We start from the raw sequence: 19,628 nt of genomic DNA on the forward strand, positions 1-19,628 counted from the left end.
GCTGCCGAGGAATCCGCCGGTCAGCTCGCCGATGTAGCCGGCGCCGAGACTTTCGATCACGCCGAGCAGCAAGCCGCCCAGCATCGCCCCGGCGATGTTGCCGATGCCGCCCAGCACCGCGGCGGTGAAAGCCTTGAGCCCGAGCATGAAGCCCATGTAGTAATGCGCCAGCCCGTAATAAGCGCTGACCATGACGCCCGCCACCGCCGCCAGCGCGGCGCCGATCACGAACGTTACCGAGATGATAGTGTTGGTGTTGATGCCCATGAGGCCGGCGATGTCCTGCGCCTGGGCGGTGGCGCGCATGGCGCGCCCGAGTCGCGTTTTATTCACGAGCAACAACAAACCGATCATCAGCAGGCAGGAAAGTATCATGATGAAAATCTGCAGATTGGTGATAACGGCGCCGGCCAGTTCATAGCGAACCAGCGGCAGCAGCGGCGGAAAGGTAATGTACTGCCTGCCCCAGATCAGCATCGCCAGATTTTGCAGCACGATGGACATGCCGATGGCAGTGATGAGCGCGGCGAGCCGCGGCGCGCGGCGCAGCGGACGGTAAGCGATGCGTTCGATCAGGAATCCCATCGCCATGCATACGGCGATCGCGGCGAGCAATCCCAGCAGCACGATCGTGACGCCATCCAGCCCCGTCCCGCTGCCCGCCAATGCGCCGATGACGGCCAGACAGATCATGGCGCCGAACATCGTCACTTCGCCGTGAGCGAAATTGATGAGCTCGAGGATGCCGTACACCATCGTGTAGCCCAGGGCCACCAGGGCGTAGATGCTTCCCAGGACCAGGCCGTTGATCAGTTGCTGGGTGAGGATATCCAACGATTACGCCTCCGCCGTCTGTGCATGCATGATGCAGACGCGAAATAAAAATAAACAGGATTTACGGAATTCGCGGCGGGGTTTACAGGATTGCTCCCAAGGCATTTTAATCCTGTTAATCCTGTCTATAGATTCGTGCTTCGGGAACTTTTAATTCTTTGCGGGTGCCGCGCCGGCACCGCCTATGACGGTTTCCAGAAACTCCCATCTGCCATTCTTGACATGGTAAAGCGTGATCGCGCCGCCGCGGATATCTCCCTTGTCGTCGAAACTGATAGGGCCGGTCACGCCGGTGAACTGCACGCGCGGAAGCTGCGCCAGGTATTTTTTCGGATCGGCGGAGTCGGCCAGCTTCATGGCGTCAACCATGGCGCGGGCGGCATCGTAGGCGTAGGGGGCGTAATTCTGGATGACGCCATATTTGGCGGTGAACTTCTCCCGGAACTCCTTGCCACCCGGCATGCTGTCAATCGGGAGACCCGGCGAGGATGCCGTCACTCCTTCGGCATCCATGTCGGCCAGTTTCAGGAATTCAGTGGTCTGCACGCCATCGCCACCGAGAAGCGTCGCGTTGATGCCCAGTGAATGCAACTGCCTGACCATGGGCGCGCCCTGCGCATCCATGCCGCCGTAGAACACCACGTCGGGATGCTTCGCCTTGATCGAGGTGAGAATGGCGAGGAAGTCGGTGGAACGGTCGGTCGTAAACTCGCGCGCCACGATCGTGCCGCCCGCGGCCTTCGCCGCCTTTTCCACCTCGTCCGCCAGACCCTGACCGTAGGCGGTACGATCGTCGATGATGGCGATGCGCTTTGCGCCCAGCTTCTGGACCGCGTACTCGCCCAGCACCTTACCCTGCTGCAGATCGTTGGTCATCACGCGATACGTGGTATTAAATCCCTGGGCCGTATAGGCAATGGCGGTGGCCGACGGAGAAATCTGGGGAATTCCAGCCTCGTGATATCTTTTGGAGGCGGGAATACTGGTGCCTGAATTAAGATGCCCGATGACACCGGCCACGCGCTGATCTATCAGCTTGTCGGCCACGATCGTCGCAATCTTGGGATCGGCCTGATCGTCCTCGCTCAGCAGTTCGAACTTCACTTTCTTGCCGCCGAGCGTGATGCCCGCGGCATTGATCTCGTCGATGGCCAGACGCGCTCCGTTGGCATTGTCCTTGCCGAGGTGGGCCTGAGGTCCGGTGAGCGGGGATACCGATCCTATCCGCACCATGGTTTCACCGCCGGGACCGGTCGCGGAGTTTTCCTGCTTGTCGCAAGCCGTCAGCCCGGTCGCCAACACCAATACCCACATCGTGCATTTCGTCATTCGCCGCCCATTCACCGGATTTCTCCTGGATATTTCTGCATCGCTTGTCTGGCGCGAATCTTAACGCAAAACCCTAACCCGGGCCCAACGAAATACCGCGTGCCCGGCGCGCCGACACCAGAGTGGTTAACCGTCGCCTTGCTTGGCCGGGATGCGCAATCTCACGCCTGCCGGCGGATCGCCGCGGCCCAGGTCGTTGAGAAAGCGCAGGGCATCCACATGGATGTTGTATTGACGGGCGATGGCGGCGAGCGTCTCGCCCTTGCGCACGACATGCTCGCGCGACGGTTCTGTTCCCCGTTCCGCCTGCGCCGAGATCTGCGGTGCCGAAGGGGTGCGCGCCAGATGCCGCTTGATGCCGCGAAAAATGCCCGCGGCCAACTGGCGCTGGAAGGCCGGCGTGCGCAGCTTCTTCTCTTCCGAGGGATTGGAAATGAACGCCGTCTCCACCAGCACCGACGGAATGTCGGGCGACTTGAGCACGGCAAAGCCGGCCTGGGCCACATGGTGCAGGTGCACCGGACCGACGTGTTGCAGCTCCGCAAGAATATTATCGCCGAGACTCAGGCTGTCCTGCATGGTCTTGTTATGCGACAGATCGAGCAACACATGCGCCAGCATGTCGTCCTTATCGTTCAGGCTCACGCCGCCGATCAGGTCGGAGGCATTTTCCTTGTCGGCGAGCCGCCGCGCCATGGCGCTGCTCGCGCCCTTCTCCGACAACGCATAAACCGAGGAACCGTTGGCGCTCCGGCCGGGAACGGCGTCGGCATGAATCGAGACGAACACATCCGCGCGCTGACGGCGCGCCTTTTCAAAACGCTGGAGCAGGCCGACGTAATAATCTCCATCGCGGATCAGCAGCGGGCGCATGCCCGGCTCCTGCGCCACGAGTTTCGCCAGCTCGCGCGCGATGGCAAGCGTCACATCCTTCTCGTGCGTGCGGTAACGGCGTCCCGAAGCACCGGGGTCTTCGCCGCCGTGACCGGCGTCGATGGCCACCACGCGGTCGCGCACTACCGGCTTGGGCGCCACGCGATCTGGCGTTGTCGGGGGTTTGGTTTCCGGCTTCGACTCGGCCGCTTCCTGTTCGACCGCCTTTACGTCGAAGAGATCGATCACCAAGCGATGTCCGTAGGGTCCGGCCGGCTTGAGCATGAAGCTGCGCGGACGCGCCTCGGCCTTGAGCTCGAGCACGATGCGCAGCGGACCCGTCTCCGGCTGCCCCACGCGCACGGCCCCCACCAGCGGGCCGTCCGTGTCTACGTCCTTTAATGGTTCCGCCAGACGCGCGTTGTCGATGTCCACCACCAGGCGGTCCGGATTCTGGAGCGTGAACAGCCGGTGCTCGAGCGGGCCGCTGACGTCGAACACCAGACGAGTATGATCGGGCGCGCGCCACACGCGCAGGTGCTGCACGCTGACCGGCTCGGCGCCGGCGACGGCGGTCATCAGAAATAATACGGGGAAGAGCAGACGCGCCAGCCGTCTCATGCCAGCGTCTCCAGCAATGCGTTACCGTGGGATGTCGGGGTCGTAATCCGTACCATGCGTCCTGTCCCGGTGGGTGAAATCATAATATCCAGATCCGGAGTTGGCAAAACGCCCTCCGCGCGCTCGGCCCACTCCACCACACAAACCCCTTTACCGTGAAGGTAGTCGCGTACGCCGAGAAATTCCAGTTCTTCCGGATCGTTCAACCGGTAGAGATCGAAGTGATAGAAACTGATGTCTTTGAGATCGTAGGGCTCGACAAGCGTGAACGTCGGGCTCTTCACCGTGCCCTCATGTCCGAAGGCGCGCAACATCCCACGCACGAGCGTGGTTTTGCCGGCGCCGAGCGGGCCGTGGACGTAGATGACACGGGCATTCCCCAGACGGGAAGCCAACTTTGCGCCCAGCGCCTCCATCTCGGCGGCCGTGGCGACCGGCTGTTCAAGGCGCGGCATGTCCCACCAGACTATTGAGACGAGCGCGGATGAACGGCAGCAGGTCGGAGGCGAGCATGCCGATTTCCCCGCTCGCCGTCGCGGCGTCATCGCCTGCGGCGGCGTGCGCCCATACCCCGAGGCGCGCGGCATCGGGCGACGACAGGCCCTGCGCCCGCAGTCCGGCGATGGTACCGGTCAGCACGTCGCCCATGCCGCCGCTCGCCATGCCGGGATTGCCGCAGTCACAGACCGAGACCACGCCATCATATAATGATGCGATCAGCGTACCCGCCCCCTTCAACACGCATACCCCCCCGTAGCTCGCCACCAGCTCGCGCACCGCCGCGAAGCGGTCGGCCTGTATTTCCCGCGTGCCCATGCCGAGCAGCCGCGCTGCTTCGCCGGGGTGCGGCGTGAGTATCCAATCGGCGTGCATCAGCGGATCGGCGGCGAGACTGTTCAGTGCATCGGCGTCCACCACCGTGGGAATCGCCGTGTCCAGCGCCGCGCCGAAGAGCGCGGCACCCCATTCACCCTGCCCCAGGCCCGGGCCGGCGGCGATCACGTCGGCGCGCGCGAGTAAAGGACGCAGTTCCGCGGGAGAAGTCACGCCATGCACGATCAACTCGGGCCGCGCCGCGCCAATCCGGGCCGCGTGTTCCGGATGCGTCGCCAGCGTCACCAGCCCGGCGCCGGCGCGATACGCCGCCTCGCCGGCCAGTTGTGCCGCGCCCGGCATGCCACGGTCACCGCCGATCACCAGCACATGACCGGCATCACCCTTGTGCATGTCGCGCCGGCGTTTATACAGAAGCCCGTGGAGCGAACGCTCCGTCAGGCGTTGCGCCGAAGCGGGAATCCTGGCGTGGATATCCGGCGGCACGCCGAGATCGTCGAAAAATATTTCGCCGCTGCGCGCGCGTCCGGCGCCGGTGTACAGACCGGCCTTGAGTCCGATAAACGCCAGCGTCGCCTGCGCGTGCACCGCCGCGCCCATCACGCGGCCGGTGTCGGCATGCAGCCCCGAGGGAACATCCACCGCCAGTACCGGAACGCGGCTTTGATTGATGGTCTCAATGACGGCGAGCCATTCGCCGCTGACGTCACGTTCAAGGCCCGTGCCGAGCAAGGCATCCACCACGACATCGCATCCCGCGAGCAACCCGGTGCTGAAATTCTGAATCGCGACGCCGGCCGATTCACAGGCCTTGCGTGCCACGGCGGCGTCAGCTTTCGATTTGCCCGTCGGACCCACGCTCATGACCACCGGCGTGAGGCCGGCGCCATGCGCCAGCCGTGCCAGCACGTAACCGTCGCCGCCGTTGTTGCCCGGCCCGCACACCACCGCGATACGCCGCGCCCGCGGCCACCGTACCCGCAACAGCTCAAAGGCCGCCTCGCCCGCGCGCTGCATCAGCGTGGCACCGGCAATGCCGCGTTCCTCGATGGCGAGGCGGTCGAGTTCGCGCGCCTGGGCGGCGGTGTAAAGGGCTTCCGGGAGATTCATGAATTCGTCCTTTCGTTATCTGCGCGTGTTGACTATATGATAGGCCTTCATGCATACCGCGCAAAACAGCAAAATCGATCTCGTCCAGCTGGCGGCCGACATCAAGCGGTGGGGACGTGAGCTCGGCTTTCAGCAGACCGGCATCGCCGATGTCGAACTGAGCGAGGCCGAAACGCACCTGCTGAACTGGCTGAGCCGCGGCCGGCACGGTGCAATGCATTATATGGAGTCCCATGGCACGCGCCGCAGCCGCCCGCAGGAATTTCAGCCCGGCACGCTGCGCGTGATTTCCGCACGCCTCGACTACCTCCCGGGCCAGGCCGCCGATACCGCGACAGTCCTGCGCAACCCGTCGCTCGGATTCATCTCCCGCTATGCCCTGGGCCGAGACTACCACAAGGTGATGCGTGGCCGTTTGCAGAAGCTGGCTGAACGGATCGAGGCACGCGCCGGTCGGTTCCAGTACCGCGCTTTCAGCGACAGCGCCCCGGTGCTGGAAAAGGCCCTGGCTGAAAAAGCCGGGCTAGGCTGGATCGGCAAGCATACCAACCTGATCGATAAACAAACCGGTTCATGGTTTTTTCTCGGCGAGCTTTATACCGACCTGCCTCTACCGGTGGACAGGCCCGCTGAGAACCACTGCGGCACATGCCAGGCGTGTATCGATATCTGCCCAACCCAAGCCATCGTTGCGCCCTACGAACTCGATGCGCGCCGCTGTATTTCATACCTTACTATTGAGTTGCGCGGCTCCATTCCCGTGGAGCTGCGCCCGCTGATCGGCAACCGCATCTACGGTTGCGACGACTGCCAGCTCGTCTGCCCGTGGAACCGCTTTGCCCAGCCAACAAGCGAAGCCGACTTCTCACCGCGTCATGAACTCGACGCACCGGAATTGATCCGGTTGTTTTCCTGGACCAAAGAGGAATTTCTGGAATATACCAAAGGTTCCGCCATCCGGCGCATCGGTTATGAATGCTGGCTGAGGAACATTGCCGTGGCATTAGGTAACGCACCAACGAACGAGACAGTCGTTAATGCACTCAAGGCACGGCAGGATCATTCTTCAGTGCTGGCAAGAGAACACGTTAAGTGGGCGCTTAAACGCCACTCTGCTCTTCTGTAACCCTTGAAAGGTTAATAAAAACAGATCAAGGCCTAAGAGTAATCGCCAATTGCGGTGGCTGATTGGTGGTTGTCCCCGCGCAGAGCGAATCCTCGGCATCTGTAAACTGAGCAAAATCATCATTGCCATCAAAATTGAAATCCTGCGTGGAAAAATGGAGCCGGTACTGCGAGCGCACGCGTGACGCGGTCAGATCGTTTTGCACTGGGATCGTCACATTCAAAGACCGATAACCCAAGATAGGCGTGGTGGATAGTATCCCGATGTCGAGGGCCACTGCCCCCCCGCTGTAGGCGCTACCGAAGGGATCGAACACGCCGCCATAGTTCATCTGGTCCACGATGACATTGCCCAGAGACGTATAGGGCGAACCCTGGACGTCGCATTGATACAACCGCAGTGTCGCTGAGGTAATCGTGGTGCTGGTGGAGATATTAGCGATATCGAAACTGTACAACTGGCGCCATCCGACACCAAGAGAATAGCTCGCGTCTTTGTCTCCGGTCGCGGGACTCCCAGAGGCACTTGCCGTTCCGTCGCTGCGCGCATAGCCGTCCAGATTCGCCGTGCTGCCGATCACGATCGGCGTGACATCGACATAGATGCCCCAAGGGCCGGTCGACGCTGACAAGCTCAACGCGCGGTTGGGCGACGCGGGGTTGTTGACCGTACTGGCGCCGTTAAAAACCAGCACGGAATCGCTTCCGGCATTTGTGACATACAACTCATCGGTGCCAGTATCAACGAACACGCCGCGCGGCTGATTCAGCGCGCTCGTGCCGCCGGAAATCGTGCGGTTAGGGCTGGAGCTGCTATTTGCCTTGCTGGCACCGTCAAAAATGAGAACCGCGTTGGCGGACGTATCGGCAACATACAAACGGTCCGCCATCACATCCACGAATATGTCCGCGGAATTGCTTGAAATCGTAATCGATCTCGCCGGGGCGACGTTGCCCGTCGTGGTCGCGGCGTTAGTGAAAACCAGTAACTTATTGTTGCCATTCACCACATACAAAATATTTCTCGTGGCATCGACATAAATACCACTCGGCGCGCTCAAGGTGGTAAGGCCGCCCAACAGCGCGCGATCAGGCGAGACGGAGCTGCCGCTCAGGGTGCTCGCGCTATCATAGATCAACACCGAATTGCCACTGGTCACGTACAACCGGTCGTTGACCGGGTCGATAAACAACGCCGTCGGGCTAATCGGCGTAGTGGCGTTGCTGATCGTGCGGTCGGGCGCATCGCCGCCCGTAACTGTGCGTGCGTTGTTGAAAACCAGAATCGAATTTGCTCCCGTATTCGCGACGTAGAGCTGATTGCGCGGCATATCGATCGCAATGCCGCGCGGGACGCTGACCGTGGTCAATCCACCGGTGACTAGGCGATTGGCGGCGGTAGTCCCGGACACAGTATTGGCATCGTTATATATCAACAGCGTGCTGCTGCCATTGCCGCTGACATAGAGTTGACTGCCCGCGCCGGGCACTGTTGTGCTGGTACCGGCAGTTCCGCCGCCGCTGCCGATAATGGCCAGCATCCCAAAAAGTGCGATTCCGCCCAGAGAAAGATAGTGAAATACGCTGTGCGGCAGGTTATTCGACGACAGCGTGTTCGCACTGTTTCTCGTCAACAAGATGGTCACGTAAGCGGCAATTGTGCCCAGCACAATGGACAGCAGATCCAAGGGATCAAAGGTCCCGTTGAGAAAATAAGCGGCGGTGTTATCGAAAATCGGAACGCGCGTGAACCATGCCGGCACCGCCGCTGCGATGATCGGGGATATCGCCGGATGCTGGGCGATTTCGAACAGGGAAGCGATGACAAACCATGCCGCACAAATTCGGAGCAACCGTGCTTTCGAGAAATCGGCAACCGCCGCCGTGAGCAGGATGAACGCATACACATGGACAAACGAGGGGAGATAATTTCCCAGAACGCCGAACAGTAAATGGTGCCCGTGCGCGAGAGAGAAACCGTGGAAAAGAAAATAGACGTGCTCAGGCTGGCGTCCGAGGAGATATACCAGCAGCCCGACAGACAGCGCGACGGCGGCTATTACGACATAAAGAACGGATGGTCTTTTGAACATAAGAATCCCCCGCGTCCTTTTATGATATCACTTAATAAAGAAATGCTCCCGGTAGTACTTCAGCTCATCAATGGATTCGCGAATGTCATCGAGCGCCTTGTGAGTGTTCTTCTTTACCATCCCACTGCACAGGCCCGGCTTCCAGCGTTTAACGAGTTCCTTGATGGAACTAACATCGAGATTGCGGTAATGAAACCATGTCTCGAGCTGCGGCATGGTGCGCGCCAGGAAGCGCCGGTCCTGGCAGATACTGTTGCCGCACATCGGGGATTTATTCTTCGTAACGTGCTTCTGGAGAAATTCGAGCGTGAGGCGCTCGACGTCGGCCTCGGAATACGGCGACTGCTTCACGCGCTCGATCAGCCCCGTTCCCGCGTGGGTGCGCTGGTTCCAGTCGTCCATGCCCGCGAGCATGGTGTCCGACTGATGCACCGCAAACACCGGACCTTCCGCGACGATGTTCAACTCGCTGTCGGTGACGATGGTGGCGACCTCGATGATCCGGTCGGTTTCCGGATTTAACCCTGTCATTTCCAGGTCTATCCAGATCAGGGCGTTGCTGCTCTGTGCCCCGTTGGGTGTTTGTGCCATGTGCGCTCTCCGGATTTAAATGCGGGCCACTCGAATCTGGAAAATCCCATCTCCCTTGGGGGAACAGGGAATTATTCGGGCTACCTACTGTCTCTCGTGTGAGGATGATAACATTCAAGGAAGCCCTGCTTCGCTCGTCTTGTTATTATATAGCCTATGAATACCTTCACGATCATTTTTCTGTCGCTGCTCGGCCTGTCGCTGCTGACGGAGTTGTGGCTCGCCAACCGCCATATCCGCCATGTAACCGCGAATCGCGCGGCCGTGCCCAACGCCTTCCGCAACAAGATCACGCTCGAGGATCACCAGAAGGCCGCCGACTACACCATCGCGCACACCCGTTTCGGGCGCATTGAGGACTGCTACGGCGCGTTGCTGCTCGCCCTGTGGACCGTGGGCGGAGGTCTCGAGTGGCTCGACCGGTTGTGCCGCGATTTCGGCTGGGGCGAGCTGGGCACCGGCACTGTCTTCATTCTCAGCGCGTTCATCTTCATGGGCCTGCTGGGGTTGCCGATGTCCGTGTATCAGACCTTCGTGATCGAGAACCGCTTCGGCTTCAACAAAACCAACCCTGGGCTGTACGTGGCCGATATGATCAAGAAGACTCTGCTGCTCGGCATCCTCGGCGCGCCGCTGGCAATCGCCGCGCTATGGCTGATGCAGGAGACCGGCGCACTGTGGTGGGTGTACGTCTGGCTGCTGTGGGGCGGTTTCACGCTGCTGCTGGTCTGGGCCTATCCCGCGCTGATCGCGCCGATCTTCAACAAATTCACCCCGCTCAAGGAAGGTTCCGTGCGTGAACGCATCCAGTCGCTGCTGGAACGCACCGGATTCCGGTCGCGCGGCATATTCGTCATGGACGGCTCGCGCCGCAGCGCCCACGGCAACGCCTACTTCACCGGCTTCGGCAAGACCAAGCGCATCGTGTTCTTCGACACGCTGCTCGAGCATTTGGGCGAAAAAGAAATCGAGGCGGTGTTGGCGCACGAGCTCGGGCACTTCAAGCGCCGGCACGTCATGAAGCGCATGTTCCTGACCTTCGCCTTCAGCCTGATCGGACTCGCCGTTCTCGGATGGCTGGTCACGCAGCCGTGGTTCTATACCGGTCTCGGCATGTCGCAGCGCTCGACTCACGCGGCACTGATGCTGTTCATGCTGATCGGGCCGGTGTTCACCTTCTTCCTGCAACCGCTGCTCGCCTGGGGTTCGCGCCGTTACGAATACGAGGCCGACAGCTTCGCCGCCGAACAGACCGATGCCGGTGAACTGGTCAGCGCGCTGGTCAAGCTCTATCGGGAAAACGCCAGCACCCTCACCCCCGATCCGCTGCACTCGGCTTTTTACGACTCACACCCGCCCGCCGCGTTGCGCATCGCGCATCTGGCGGGCAAAACCTGACGCTGCACGCAAGGAGGAACCATGCTCAAGTCATTCGTCTTATTTCCGATTGTCGCCGTCCTTTCCGTTTCCACCCAGGCCGCGACGTTGCCGGGTGACGCCGCCAACGGCAAAAAACTGTATGACGCCAGTTGCACGTCGTGCCACAACGACAGCGTTCATACGCGCAAGGACCACAAGATCAAAAGCCTCGAGGGATTAACCGAGCAGATCCACAATTGCGAGCACATGACCGATGTCACGCTGGGAAAGACCCAGGTGAACGATCTGGTGAAATACCTGAACGAAACCTACTACAAGTTCAAATAACCGGGGCGTCATGATCGATCTCACGCACAAGTCCTGCAAGCCCTGCGCCCCCGGCACGCCGCCGCTGTCGCGCGATCGTGCCGCCGATTTGATTCAGCAAACGCCCGGCTGGTCATTGAATGAAACCGCCTCCGAGATCAGCCGCACTTTCAAGTTCAAGAATTATTACGAGACCATGGCGTTCGTGAACGCGCTCGCCTGGGTGGCGCACCGCGAGGACCATCACCCGGACATCGAAGTCGGCTACAACCGTTGTCACGTACGTTTCAGCACGCACAGCGTCAAGGGGCTGTCGGAAAACGACTTCATCGGCGCCGCCAAGATCAGCGCCCTTCTGGGTGAATAATCGCCGCTCCCCGGGCTATCCGCACCTTTCAAAACACGAAGCCAGACCCGCCGCCAGATCCGGATACAGCAATTTCACGCCCAGCTCCTCGCGCATGCGCCGGTTGTCGATGCGCTTGGATTCCGCGAGATAGGAAAGCATGCCTTCCCCCAGCCGTCGCCGTGCCTCTTCCAAGCTAACCGCGGGCGGGCGCGGAATCCCGAGCACATCCGCCACGCGGTAGAAAAAATCCGTCATGGTGGTGGGGTGACCATCGCTGACATTGTAGAGACGGCTCGGATGGGCATGGCGCGCGGCGGCGATGCAAATGCGGGCAAGGTCGTCAGCATGAATGCGATTGCTGAAGGGAGATTCGTCCTCGCGTAGAACCGGCTCGCCGGAACGCAGCCGCTTCTCGGGCAAATACCCCGGGCCGTAAATACCCGGCACGCGCAGGATCACGACCGACACCCCGCTCGTCTTACTCCAAGCTTGGAGCGTGGTTTCCGCCGCGAGCCGGCGTCTGGCGCGATCCGCCTGCGGATTCGGCGGACGGTCTTCCGTCACCCACTCGCCCCGGCAATCGCCATAAACTCCCGTGGTGCTGATCAGCACAATGCACCTGGGCGGATTAGTGGGCGTCATCGCCGAAACGAACGTCTCCATGCGCGGGTCAGTCACGCCCGTGTCCGGCGGCGGGGCGAAGTAATACACGACCGCGTCCTTGACGGGAAGATTATTCAAGGACGCCGGGGCATCGAGATCGGCCGCGATCGGTTGAATGCCCGCGGCACGCAAACGCCGCACGGATTTCTCCGAGCGGACCAGGCCGATGACGGCACGGCCCTCCGACCGTTCGTGCCGGGCGACACGCTCGCCGATGTCGCCGCAGCCGATAATCAGCACATCAGTTGCGGCGGAGATCATCGCGCACCGCGATGGGCGTCGGATAGCGCCAGACGATCAGGTACATCGAGACCATCATGGAAAGAATGGTGGTCAGTTCGAGCAGATGGGCCGCCTGATGACGCACGACGCCGGTTTGCAACGCCAGCACCGCGATCAGCAGGGTGAACTCACTGCCCTGCCCGAGTCGTACTCCGATTTCCGTGGCGCGCGGCGGGCTCTCGCCGGCATTCGACAGCAGCCGACGGAACACCCAAGGTTTTACCACGAGCACCACGGCCGCCAACACGATCGCCGGCATCAGCACGTCCGCCAACAGCTTGATATCGAGCCCGGCGCCGAGCGTGAAAAAGAAAATGATCAAGAAAAAGTCCCGCAGTGGTTTCAGGTTTTCGGCGATAAACAGCGAGATGCGGCTGGAGGCCAGCGCCACACCGGCAACGAAAGCACCGATCTCATGCGACAGCCCGAGCCAGACCGAGAGCTCCGCCAGCCCCAGGCACCAGCCGATCGCGAGCAGAAAGATGTATTCCTGGATGACGTCGAAGCGCGTGATCAACGGCAGCAGCACATAACGCTCCACCAGGTAGGCCAGCCCGCAAACCCCGAGCAGCGCGAGCGCCAGCCTTCCCACATCCGCCAGCAATGCATGCTGGCCAATGCCAGCCTGGAGAATCAGCAGCAACACAATCGCCATAATGTCTTGCAGCAACAGGATGCTGATCATGATCTCGCCGGTATGCCGATGATGCAGCACCGTGGTCGGCAGCAGCTTCAAGCCCACGATGGTGCTCGAGAACATGAGCCCGCCACCGACCACGAGCGACTCGACGACGGTATAACCAAGCAGATAGCCGGCCACTACGCCGAGAACGCCGAAAACCAGCGAGCTCACCCCGGTGATGAACGTTGCCGAGCCCAGCAGCCGTAACAGCTTCTGCGGGTGCATGTTGAGGCCGAGGAGGAACAGCAGGAACATGATGCCGATGTCGGCCACGCCCTTGATGAGCGAGGCATCCGTCACCCAGCCGAGCAGCGACGGACCCATCACCACGCCGAGCACGATATAGGACACGATCAGCGCCTGGCGCGCATACAGCGCCAGCGTGGCGAAGACCGCGGCGCCGGTGAAGATCAGGAACACCATGAACAGCAGCGACTCACTGGGCATGACCGCGGGCTCCCTGCGTTGCGTTGAACCGTCAGTGCCTGGCATTCGGCCAGGGCGGGGCAATCAGTTATACTTGTTTATCTTTATCACGCCTCGCGCCGGCCGGCCAGTGCGCGGGCAAGCGTATTGCGGTCGGTGTATTCGAGTTCACCGCCGATGGGCACGCCATAGGCAATACGCGTGGCTTTGATGTGGCGGGCGCGCACCAGATCGCTGATGTAGTGCGCAGTGGCCTCGCCCTCCACCGTGAGGTTGGTGGCGAGCACGACTTCCTTGATGGTCCCTTCATCCAGCAAGGCTTCGAGCCGGGGGATGCCGATTTCCTCAGGGCCGATGCCGTCGAGCGGCGACAGCCGCCCCATGAGCACGAAATACAAGCCGTTGTAGACCCCGGACTGATCGAGCGAAACCAGATCGGAGGGCGACTCGACCACGCACAGCAGCGATTTGTCGCGCCGCGCCGATACGCAGATCGGGCACAGTTCGGTTTCGCTCAGATTGTTGCAGCGCTGGCAGTGGATGATGCGCTCAACCGCGTTGGTAAGCGCCTGCGCGATCTGGCGCGCGCCCTCGCGGTCGCGTTCGAGCAGATGATAGGCCATGCGGCTCGCGCTCTTCGGGCCAACGCCCGGCAGCCGGCGCAGGGCCTGCTTGAGCGCTTCGAGGATGGTGACATCGTTCATGCGTGTTTCAGAACGGAAGCTTCATTCCGGGAATGTTGAGCCCGGCGGTGAGCCCGGCCATTTTTTCCTCGGTGGTCTTCTCCACTTTGCGCACGGCGTCGTTTATCGCCGCGGCGACCAGATCCTCCAGCACTTCCTTGTCGTCCTGCAGCAGGCTCGGGTCGATCTGCACGCGTTTCACGTCGTGCCGGCAGGTCATGGTGACACTGACCATGCCGCCGCCACTGCTGCCCGTGACCTCGATGGTCGCGAGTTGCTCCTGCGCCTTGCGCAGGTTTTCCTGCATCGCCTGCGCCTGCTTCATGATATTTCCCAGTCCGCCTTTCATGTGCTCCTCGTCTTGCGTTAAACCTTGGGTCGAATTGAAGCCGGGTTCACCCGGGCATTGAATTTTTCCTGCAGCGCGCGCACGTTGGGATCGTCCGTGATCGCCTGCACCGCGGCCTGCTGCTTTTCATCCTGCAAACGGGTTTTCTCCTTCGCCGGCGTTTCCACCGCGGGGCACCCGACTCGCAGTGTCAGCTTGACCGGGTTGCCGTAGTATTTTTCCAGCGCCTGCCTCAATTCCGCTTCGCGCTCCTTGTTGAGCAGCTTCCCATGCGATTCTTCCAGCACCAGCACCATGGCACCGTTGTCAGAGGATTCGAGCGTCGTGTTGCTGGCCAGTTCACGCACCAGGCCCACGAGCCCGAGCTGGGTCACCACTTCGCTCCATTTTGTCGCCGGGGCACCGTGGTTTTGCGCCACCGTGGCGGTGGGCGGCGAAACCACAGGGATGGGTGCGGGCTTCGCTGCCACGGGTGGAGAGCTTCGTGCCGCTGTTGCCGTGGTGGCCGTCCTGGTCGGCAGTGCGGTAGTGGTCGGAATGGATGTGCGTACCTCACCCGCTTCCGCCGGACGAAATGCCACCATGCGTAACAGGATCATCTCCAGCCCGCTGCGCGGGTCCGGGGCAAACGGCAGATCACGGCTCCCCGTGACACCGATCTGATAGTAAAGCTGGACGTCCTGCGGTGATATGGCATGGGCATGGGCCAGAATGCTCTCGCCCTCTTCACCCGCCAGCGCCGGATCGGCCTGCGCCAGCGCGATGCGGTGCAGCGTCAATAGCAATTCTTTCAGCAGCATCTCGTAATCCAGGCCGAATTCCGTCGCCTCGGTCACAGTCTTGAGCAACGCGCCGACATCGCCGGTCTCCAATCCCTGCAACAGCTGTTCTATGAAATTCTGGTCGATCGTTCCGAGCATGGCACGCACTTCCGGCTCGTTGACCTGGCCCCCGCCGTAGGCGATCGCCTGATCGAGCAGCGAGAGGCCGTCGCGCATGCTGCCATCGGCGGCGCGCGCCAGCAACTTGATCGAGCCCGCATCATGAGCGTTGCCTTCCGCGTCCAATATTTTCTGTATTTGCGCGGCGATTTTCTCGACCGGCAGACGCTTGAGATTGAATTGCAGGCAGCGTGACAGCACCGTGACCGGCAGTTTTTGCGGATCGGTGGTGGCGAGCAGGAACTTGACGTGCGGCGGCGGCTCTTCGAGTGTTTTCAGCAGCGCGTTGAAGCTGTGGCCGGAAAGCATGTGCACTTCGTCGATGAGATAGATCTTGTAGCGACCGCGTGACGGTGCGTACTGCACGTTGTCCAGCAATTCACGCGTGTCGTCGACCTTGGTGCGCGAGGCAGCGTCCACCTCGATCAGGTCCACGAAGCGTCCCTCGTCCACTTCCTTGCAGGCGCTGCACTGGCCACAGGGCTTCGAGGTAACGCCGGTTTCGCAGTTCAGGGATTTCGCGAGTATGCGGGCGATGGTGGTCTTGCCCACGCCGCGGGTGCCGGTAAACAGAAAAGCGTGATGCAGCCGGCCATGGTCAAGCGCGTTGACCAGCGGCTGCACGACGTGCTGTTGGCCCACGAGCTCGAAAAAATTGCGTGGGCGCCATTTGCGCGCCAGGACCTGGTAACTCACGGGCTTTTGCTCACCATGAACACGGGACTTCCATAACGGGTGGCGGTTCGAGCCAACCACACCCCAGTACCCGAAATGCGTGCTGCGGCTGCTTCCTTCCGGACCTGACCGGGTTCACAAGCTTCCGTCGCCGAGGGGACCGGCTCTCACCGCCATAATCAATCTGTGGGATGAAAGTGTACCACGACGTGATGGCGGCGGTAACCGCCGCTGTCATAGCGCAATGCGGTTTGTTTCAGGCTTCCGTCGCGACATGCTGGGCGATGCGTGTTTCGCCATGCACGAGCCGGGCATGGCTGCCATGCTTGCCCTTGGTGATCTCGAGCCGCGCCGGCACCAATTCCGTAAGCTCGGCAACATGGGAGATAAGCCCGACCAGCCGGCCGCTCTTCAGCAGCTCGCCCAGCGCCTGGAAAGCGAGCTCGAGGGTTTCGGGGTCAAGCGAGTCGAACCCCTCGTCGATGAAAATCGTCTCGAGACGGATTCCCCCGGCGTATGACTGAACAACGTCCGCGAGGCCCATGGCCAGCGACAGCGACGCCAGAAAGCTCTCGCCGCCGGAGAGCGTCTGTACCGGCCGGGTCGTTCCCGTGTAAGCGTCGTACACGAGCAGGTCGAGTCCGCCGGCGGCCCGAAGATCCACCCGCTCCGTCGCGCGTTGCAGGTCGAACCGGCCGCGGCTCATGAGACGCAGGCGCTGGGAGGCCGCGGCGAGCACGTCCTCGAGCAGCGCCGCGAGCACATAGCGCTGCAGCGTGATGCCATAAATATTCTTTCCATTGGCCACCTCCGCCACGCGCCCCACCACCGCGAGCTGCGCCTCCATTCGGGCCTGCTCCCCTTGCAGAAACTTCAGCTCCCCGACCGAGCCGTCGATCTGACGGCTTCGTTCGCCCGCGCGCGCCCGCTCTTCGAGCAGGCCGTTCACCTCGGCCTGGGCGTTCGCCGCATCGGTTTCGAGCGCGGCCAGATCGGGACGGACTTTCCCGCGCGCGGCGTCGACAACGCGGTCGAGGCGCGCCTTGGCGGCCACCTGCGCGTCACGGAAAACCCGGATCTCCTGCTCGAGCCGGGCGCGTTCCTCCTGCTCGAGCTTGGCCCCCTGGTAAGCCGACTCGTCGACAAACCCGGCCTCCATGAGACGCTTCAAAAAATCTTCCACGGCCGCCTCGAGGCGAACGCGGGTTTCGTTGACCACGCGCTCCGCGCCATCGAGCTGTCCGTGGCAGGTCTGCCACGCCGCCATGGCGGCGTCATGGTTTTGACGCGCGCGCTCGAGCGCGGTTCTCAGCGCCTCATGCCTCGCCCGGGCCGCCGCGAGTGCCTGGTTCAGCGCCTCGAGGGAACGCAGCGGCGCGGGGATGTCCTTTTCAAGCCCGGCGATGCGCTCCTGCAGACGGCCGTGCGCGGTACTCACTTCGGTGAAGATCTCTTCCAGCCGGGGCAATTCCTCGGTAAGCCTGGTTTCGGTTGCCTGCAGATCGACGATCGTCCGGCGCAAGCCGCCCTGCTCCTCCGAGGCGGCCCTGGCCTTATCGAGCTCGGCCTGCGCCTCCTCGAGCCGCTTCGCCAGCGCTGCGGGAGAAGTCTTGCGGTGTGCACCGAGATCCTCCAGGCACTTGGCGATGCGCTCCTTCGTGATGGCAACGCGCTGCGCGAGCTGGCCGGCCTCCTGCACGGCGTCGTCCCGCGTTTTTTCGAGACGCGGTATCTCCTCCCGCAACTCCGCGATCTCCCGTTCATCCGGCACCGCGGCGCGAAAATGCGCCGGCGCCGGGTGACGCGTGGAGCCGCACACCGGGCAGGGTTCCCCGCGCGTGAGCTGTTTCGCCAGCACCGTCGACTGCGCCTTCACCTGCTGCTCTTGCAGGCGTTCGAGTCTTTTCTTTGACTCGTTGAGGTATTTCTTCGTCTCTCCCATCAACGCCTCGGCACCTTCGAGGACTTCATCCTGCGTCTTGAGCCGGCTTTGGTGTTCCGCCAGATCGACGGCGGTCTTGTGCAGCCGTTGCAGTTCTTTGACCTGCGCTCTCCACTCTGTGGTTTTCCCGGACAACTCGATCATTTTCTCGAGGTCTTTTTGTAGCTTGCGCAGCGTGCGGGTGCACTCGCGCAGTTCCTCCTGCGCCCGGTTCCGGTCGTGAGTGGCCTGCGTGACGCGCCGCGCGTGGTCGGTGAGATTCATATTCCCCTGTTCGAGTTCCTCGATCTTGCCGGTCAAGGCTTCCAGGCGCGCGATCTCTCTCCGGACAAGCTCGTGTTCCGCTTCCCGGGCCTGTTCGGCCGTCAGCGCGCGCTCCGTGGCATGCTTTGCCTCCAGCGCCCGTTCATGTTGCGTGACGAAGTTCGTTCTTTTGAGAAGCACCGCTTCGTGCTCCTGTTTGCGGTGCTGGCAATAAATCTCGGCATCGCGCAGCGCCTCGGCGCGCCGGGCGTGATCGAGGCGTTGGTCGAGCGTATCGGTTTCCGTGCGGCGCGCCTCCGTCTCGGCATACTTGACCTGAGCCTCCGTCAATTCCACGAACAACTCGTCGAGCTGATGCGCCTCGCGCAATTGCCTGTCCACCAGTTCCCGTCGCGCCGCGGCGGCGGTCAACCCGACTTCAATCTCGCCGGCACGCCGGCGCAGGATTTCCTGCCGGCTGAAGAGTTCCTCGACGGCCGCCACGCCGGCCTGCGCCAGGACGAAGCCGGTCCGCGCGGTGAGATCCTCGCAACGGCGGCGCACGTCGACCGCCGATTGCTTGAGTGCCTCCTCGATTTGGCGGTAGAACTCGGTTGAGAACAGTACTTCGAGAATCCTCTGGCGTTCCGTCGAATTCGCCATGAGGAACCGCTGGAACTGATACTGCGGCAACATGACGACCTGGCGGAACTGATCGCAGCGGAAACCGAGCAGTTGCTCGACCTTCTCGGTGACGTGCATCCATTGGGTCGCCATCACGGTCCCATCGTCCGCGTCATCGGCCATATCGCTGCGGCGCCAGAGCGTCGCCTCGGGCGGCTCGCGCGTCACGCCCGCGCCTTTTTTCTTGGGTCGCTCCTGCTCCGGCATCCGCTTGATCCGGTACCGCTCGGTGCCCACGGAAAAATCGAAGCTGACTTCCGTCGGCACGTCGGGAGGCGCGTGATCGCTGCGCAGGGTACGGGGCTCGCGAAAAGATCCGGAGGACTCCCCGTAAAGCGCGAAGCAGATGGCATCCAGGATCGAGGTCTTGCCCGCGCCAGTCTGGCCGTGGATCAGGAAAAGTGAGCGCCCGCCGAGCTGGCGGAAATCGATCTCCTGCCTGGCGGCATACGGCCCGAAGGCCTGCATCACGAGGCGCAGGGGCTTCACGGCTGGGACTCCCGTTCCAAGGCGTGCAGCCGTTCGACGACGCCGAGGTAGGCGTTGACCTCGTCCTCGGACGCGGCTTCGCCCTTCACCGTCTGGAAGAAGGAAGTAAAAATCTCGCGATCAC

Annotated in this window: 17 protein-coding genes and 1 other RNA gene; 4 read left to right on the top strand and 14 right to left on the bottom strand. The window is 61.9% G+C overall.

Features of this window, described 5'->3' with window-relative positions; translation table 11 throughout:
• From ACC569_RS09385 to ACC569_RS09405, 5 genes are all read right to left on the bottom strand, one after another.
• A partial coding sequence (locus tag ACC569_RS09385; RefSeq protein WP_372523255.1) for a branched-chain amino acid ABC transporter permease occupies positions 1 to 834 on the bottom strand: 834 nt, incomplete at its 3' end.
• A 150-nt stretch (positions 835 to 984) separates the two neighbouring features.
• Entirely contained in the window at positions 985 to 2,163 is a 1,179-nt protein-coding gene (locus tag ACC569_RS09390) for a branched-chain amino acid ABC transporter substrate-binding protein (RefSeq protein WP_372523256.1), read from the bottom strand.
• A gap of 126 nt (positions 2,164 to 2,289) precedes the next feature.
• A complete protein-coding gene (locus ACC569_RS09395; RefSeq protein ID WP_372523257.1) occupies positions 2,290 to 3,657 on the bottom strand; it encodes an N-acetylmuramoyl-L-alanine amidase in 1,368 nt (455 codons plus the stop codon).
• Positions 3,654 to 4,112, bottom strand: a complete 459-nt coding sequence (tsaE, locus tag ACC569_RS09400) for a tRNA (adenosine(37)-N6)-threonylcarbamoyltransferase complex ATPase subunit type 1 TsaE (protein WP_372523258.1) — start codon at positions 4,110 to 4,112, stop codon at positions 3,654 to 3,656. The genes ACC569_RS09395 and tsaE overlap by 4 nt, the downstream gene beginning before the upstream one ends.
• Positions 4,099 to 5,601, bottom strand: coding sequence for an NAD(P)H-hydrate dehydratase (locus tag ACC569_RS09405; RefSeq protein ID WP_372523259.1), 1,503 nt, complete (start codon positions 5,599 to 5,601; stop codon positions 4,099 to 4,101). Before ACC569_RS09405 ends, tsaE begins: the two co-directional genes overlap by 14 nt.
• 49 nt (positions 5,602 to 5,650) lie before the next feature.
• On the opposite strand from ACC569_RS09405, the gene queG reads away from it, so the two are divergent.
• The gene (gene queG / locus ACC569_RS09410) at positions 5,651 to 6,727 is read left to right on the top strand and encodes a tRNA epoxyqueuosine(34) reductase QueG (RefSeq protein WP_372523260.1); all 1,077 of its coding nucleotides are present in this window, start codon (positions 5,651 to 5,653) and stop codon (positions 6,725 to 6,727) included.
• Positions 6,728 to 6,752: 25 nt separating this feature from the next.
• Here queG and ACC569_RS09415 read toward each other — a convergent pair whose 3' ends face one another.
• Both ACC569_RS09415 and orn read right to left on the bottom strand, forming a co-directional pair.
• Complete coding sequence (locus ACC569_RS09415; RefSeq protein WP_372523261.1) at positions 6,753 to 8,819, bottom strand: hypothetical protein; 2,067 nt, start codon at positions 8,817 to 8,819, stop codon at positions 6,753 to 6,755.
• Positions 8,820 to 8,846: 27 nt separating this feature from the next.
• On the bottom strand, positions 8,847 to 9,410 hold the full coding sequence (gene orn / locus ACC569_RS09420; RefSeq protein ID WP_372523262.1) for an oligoribonuclease: 564 nt from the start codon (positions 9,408 to 9,410) through the stop codon (positions 8,847 to 8,849).
• Between the two features lie 156 nt (positions 9,411 to 9,566).
• Between orn and ACC569_RS09425 the strand changes: the two genes are divergently transcribed.
• From ACC569_RS09425 to ACC569_RS09435, 3 genes are read left to right on the top strand one after another with little or no spacing between them, the layout of a single operon-like run.
• Positions 9,567 to 10,808, top strand: a complete 1,242-nt coding sequence (locus ACC569_RS09425) for a M48 family metallopeptidase (protein ID WP_372523263.1) — start codon at positions 9,567 to 9,569, stop codon at positions 10,806 to 10,808.
• 21 nt (positions 10,809 to 10,829) lie between these two features.
• Complete coding sequence (locus tag ACC569_RS09430; RefSeq protein WP_372523264.1) at positions 10,830 to 11,117, top strand: hypothetical protein; 288 nt, start codon at positions 10,830 to 10,832, stop codon at positions 11,115 to 11,117.
• A 10-nt stretch (positions 11,118 to 11,127) separates the two neighbouring features.
• Complete coding sequence (locus ACC569_RS09435; protein WP_372523265.1) at positions 11,128 to 11,463, top strand: 4a-hydroxytetrahydrobiopterin dehydratase; 336 nt, start codon at positions 11,128 to 11,130, stop codon at positions 11,461 to 11,463.
• A 15-nt stretch (positions 11,464 to 11,478) separates the two neighbouring features.
• Here ACC569_RS09435 and ACC569_RS09440 read toward each other — a convergent pair whose 3' ends face one another.
• From ACC569_RS09440 to ACC569_RS09470, 7 genes are all read right to left on the bottom strand, one after another.
• Entirely contained in the window at positions 11,479 to 12,369 is an 891-nt protein-coding gene (locus ACC569_RS09440) for an SDR family oxidoreductase (RefSeq protein WP_372523266.1), read from the bottom strand.
• Entirely contained in the window at positions 12,350 to 13,519 is a 1,170-nt protein-coding gene (locus ACC569_RS09445) for a cation:proton antiporter (protein ID WP_372523267.1), read from the bottom strand. The genes ACC569_RS09440 and ACC569_RS09445 overlap by 20 nt, the downstream gene beginning before the upstream one ends.
• Before the next feature lie 86 nt (positions 13,520 to 13,605).
• Positions 13,606 to 14,202: a recombination mediator RecR gene (recR, locus tag ACC569_RS09450; RefSeq protein ID WP_372523269.1), complete on the bottom strand. Its 597-nt coding sequence runs from the start codon at positions 14,200 to 14,202 to the stop codon at positions 13,606 to 13,608.
• Between the two features lie 7 nt (positions 14,203 to 14,209).
• Positions 14,210 to 14,530, bottom strand: a complete 321-nt coding sequence (locus ACC569_RS09455) for a YbaB/EbfC family nucleoid-associated protein (RefSeq protein ID WP_372523270.1) — start codon at positions 14,528 to 14,530, stop codon at positions 14,210 to 14,212.
• Between the two features lie 17 nt (positions 14,531 to 14,547).
• On the bottom strand, positions 14,548 to 16,167 hold the full coding sequence (gene dnaX / locus ACC569_RS09460; protein WP_372523271.1) for a DNA polymerase III subunit gamma/tau: 1,620 nt from the start codon (positions 16,165 to 16,167) through the stop codon (positions 14,548 to 14,550).
• Positions 16,168 to 16,214: 47 nt separating this feature from the next.
• Positions 16,215 to 16,312: signal recognition particle sRNA small type (ffs, locus tag ACC569_RS09465), an RNA gene on the bottom strand.
• Between the two features lie 90 nt (positions 16,313 to 16,402).
• Complete coding sequence (locus ACC569_RS09470; RefSeq protein ID WP_372523272.1) at positions 16,403 to 19,504, bottom strand: AAA family ATPase; 3,102 nt, start codon at positions 19,502 to 19,504, stop codon at positions 16,403 to 16,405.
• Between the last annotated feature and the right edge of the window lie 124 nt (positions 19,505 to 19,628).

This window comes from Sulfuricaulis sp., assembly GCF_041499725.1.
GTDB lineage: Bacteria > Pseudomonadota > Gammaproteobacteria > Acidiferrobacterales > Sulfurifustaceae > Sulfuricaulis.

What these genes read in the sequence shown, in the direction of transcription:
- ACC569_RS09390 (WP_372523256.1), bottom strand. Translation starts at nt 2,163, where the DNA reads ATGACGAAATGCACGATGTGGGTATTGGTGTTGGCGACCGGGCTGACG.
- recR (WP_372523269.1), bottom strand. Translation starts at nt 14,202, where the DNA reads ATGAACGATGTCACCATCCTCGAAGCGCTCAAGCAGGCCCTGCGCCGG.
- ACC569_RS09395 (WP_372523257.1), bottom strand. Translation starts at nt 3,657, where the DNA reads ATGAGACGGCTGGCGCGTCTGCTCTTCCCCGTATTATTTCTGATGACC.
- orn (WP_372523262.1), bottom strand. Translation starts at nt 9,410, where the DNA reads ATGGCACAAACACCCAACGGGGCACAGAGCAGCAACGCCCTGATCTGG.
- ACC569_RS09440 (WP_372523266.1), bottom strand. Translation starts at nt 12,369, where the DNA reads ATGATCTCCGCCGCAACTGATGTGCTGATTATCGGCTGCGGCGACATC.
- ACC569_RS09435 (WP_372523265.1), top strand. Translation starts at nt 11,128, where the DNA reads ATGATCGATCTCACGCACAAGTCCTGCAAGCCCTGCGCCCCCGGCACG.
- queG (WP_372523260.1), top strand. Translation starts at nt 5,651, where the DNA reads ATGCATACCGCGCAAAACAGCAAAATCGATCTCGTCCAGCTGGCGGCC.
- ACC569_RS09415 (WP_372523261.1), bottom strand. Translation starts at nt 8,819, where the DNA reads ATGTTCAAAAGACCATCCGTTCTTTATGTCGTAATAGCCGCCGTCGCG.
- tsaE (WP_372523258.1), bottom strand. Translation starts at nt 4,112, where the DNA reads ATGCCGCGCCTTGAACAGCCGGTCGCCACGGCCGCCGAGATGGAGGCG.
- ACC569_RS09430 (WP_372523264.1), top strand. Translation starts at nt 10,830, where the DNA reads ATGCTCAAGTCATTCGTCTTATTTCCGATTGTCGCCGTCCTTTCCGTT.
- ACC569_RS09445 (WP_372523267.1), bottom strand. Translation starts at nt 13,519, where the DNA reads ATGCCCAGTGAGTCGCTGCTGTTCATGGTGTTCCTGATCTTCACCGGC.
- ACC569_RS09425 (WP_372523263.1), top strand. Translation starts at nt 9,567, where the DNA reads ATGAATACCTTCACGATCATTTTTCTGTCGCTGCTCGGCCTGTCGCTG.
- ACC569_RS09405 (WP_372523259.1), bottom strand. Translation starts at nt 5,601, where the DNA reads ATGAATCTCCCGGAAGCCCTTTACACCGCCGCCCAGGCGCGCGAACTC.
- ACC569_RS09455 (WP_372523270.1), bottom strand. Translation starts at nt 14,530, where the DNA reads ATGAAAGGCGGACTGGGAAATATCATGAAGCAGGCGCAGGCGATGCAG.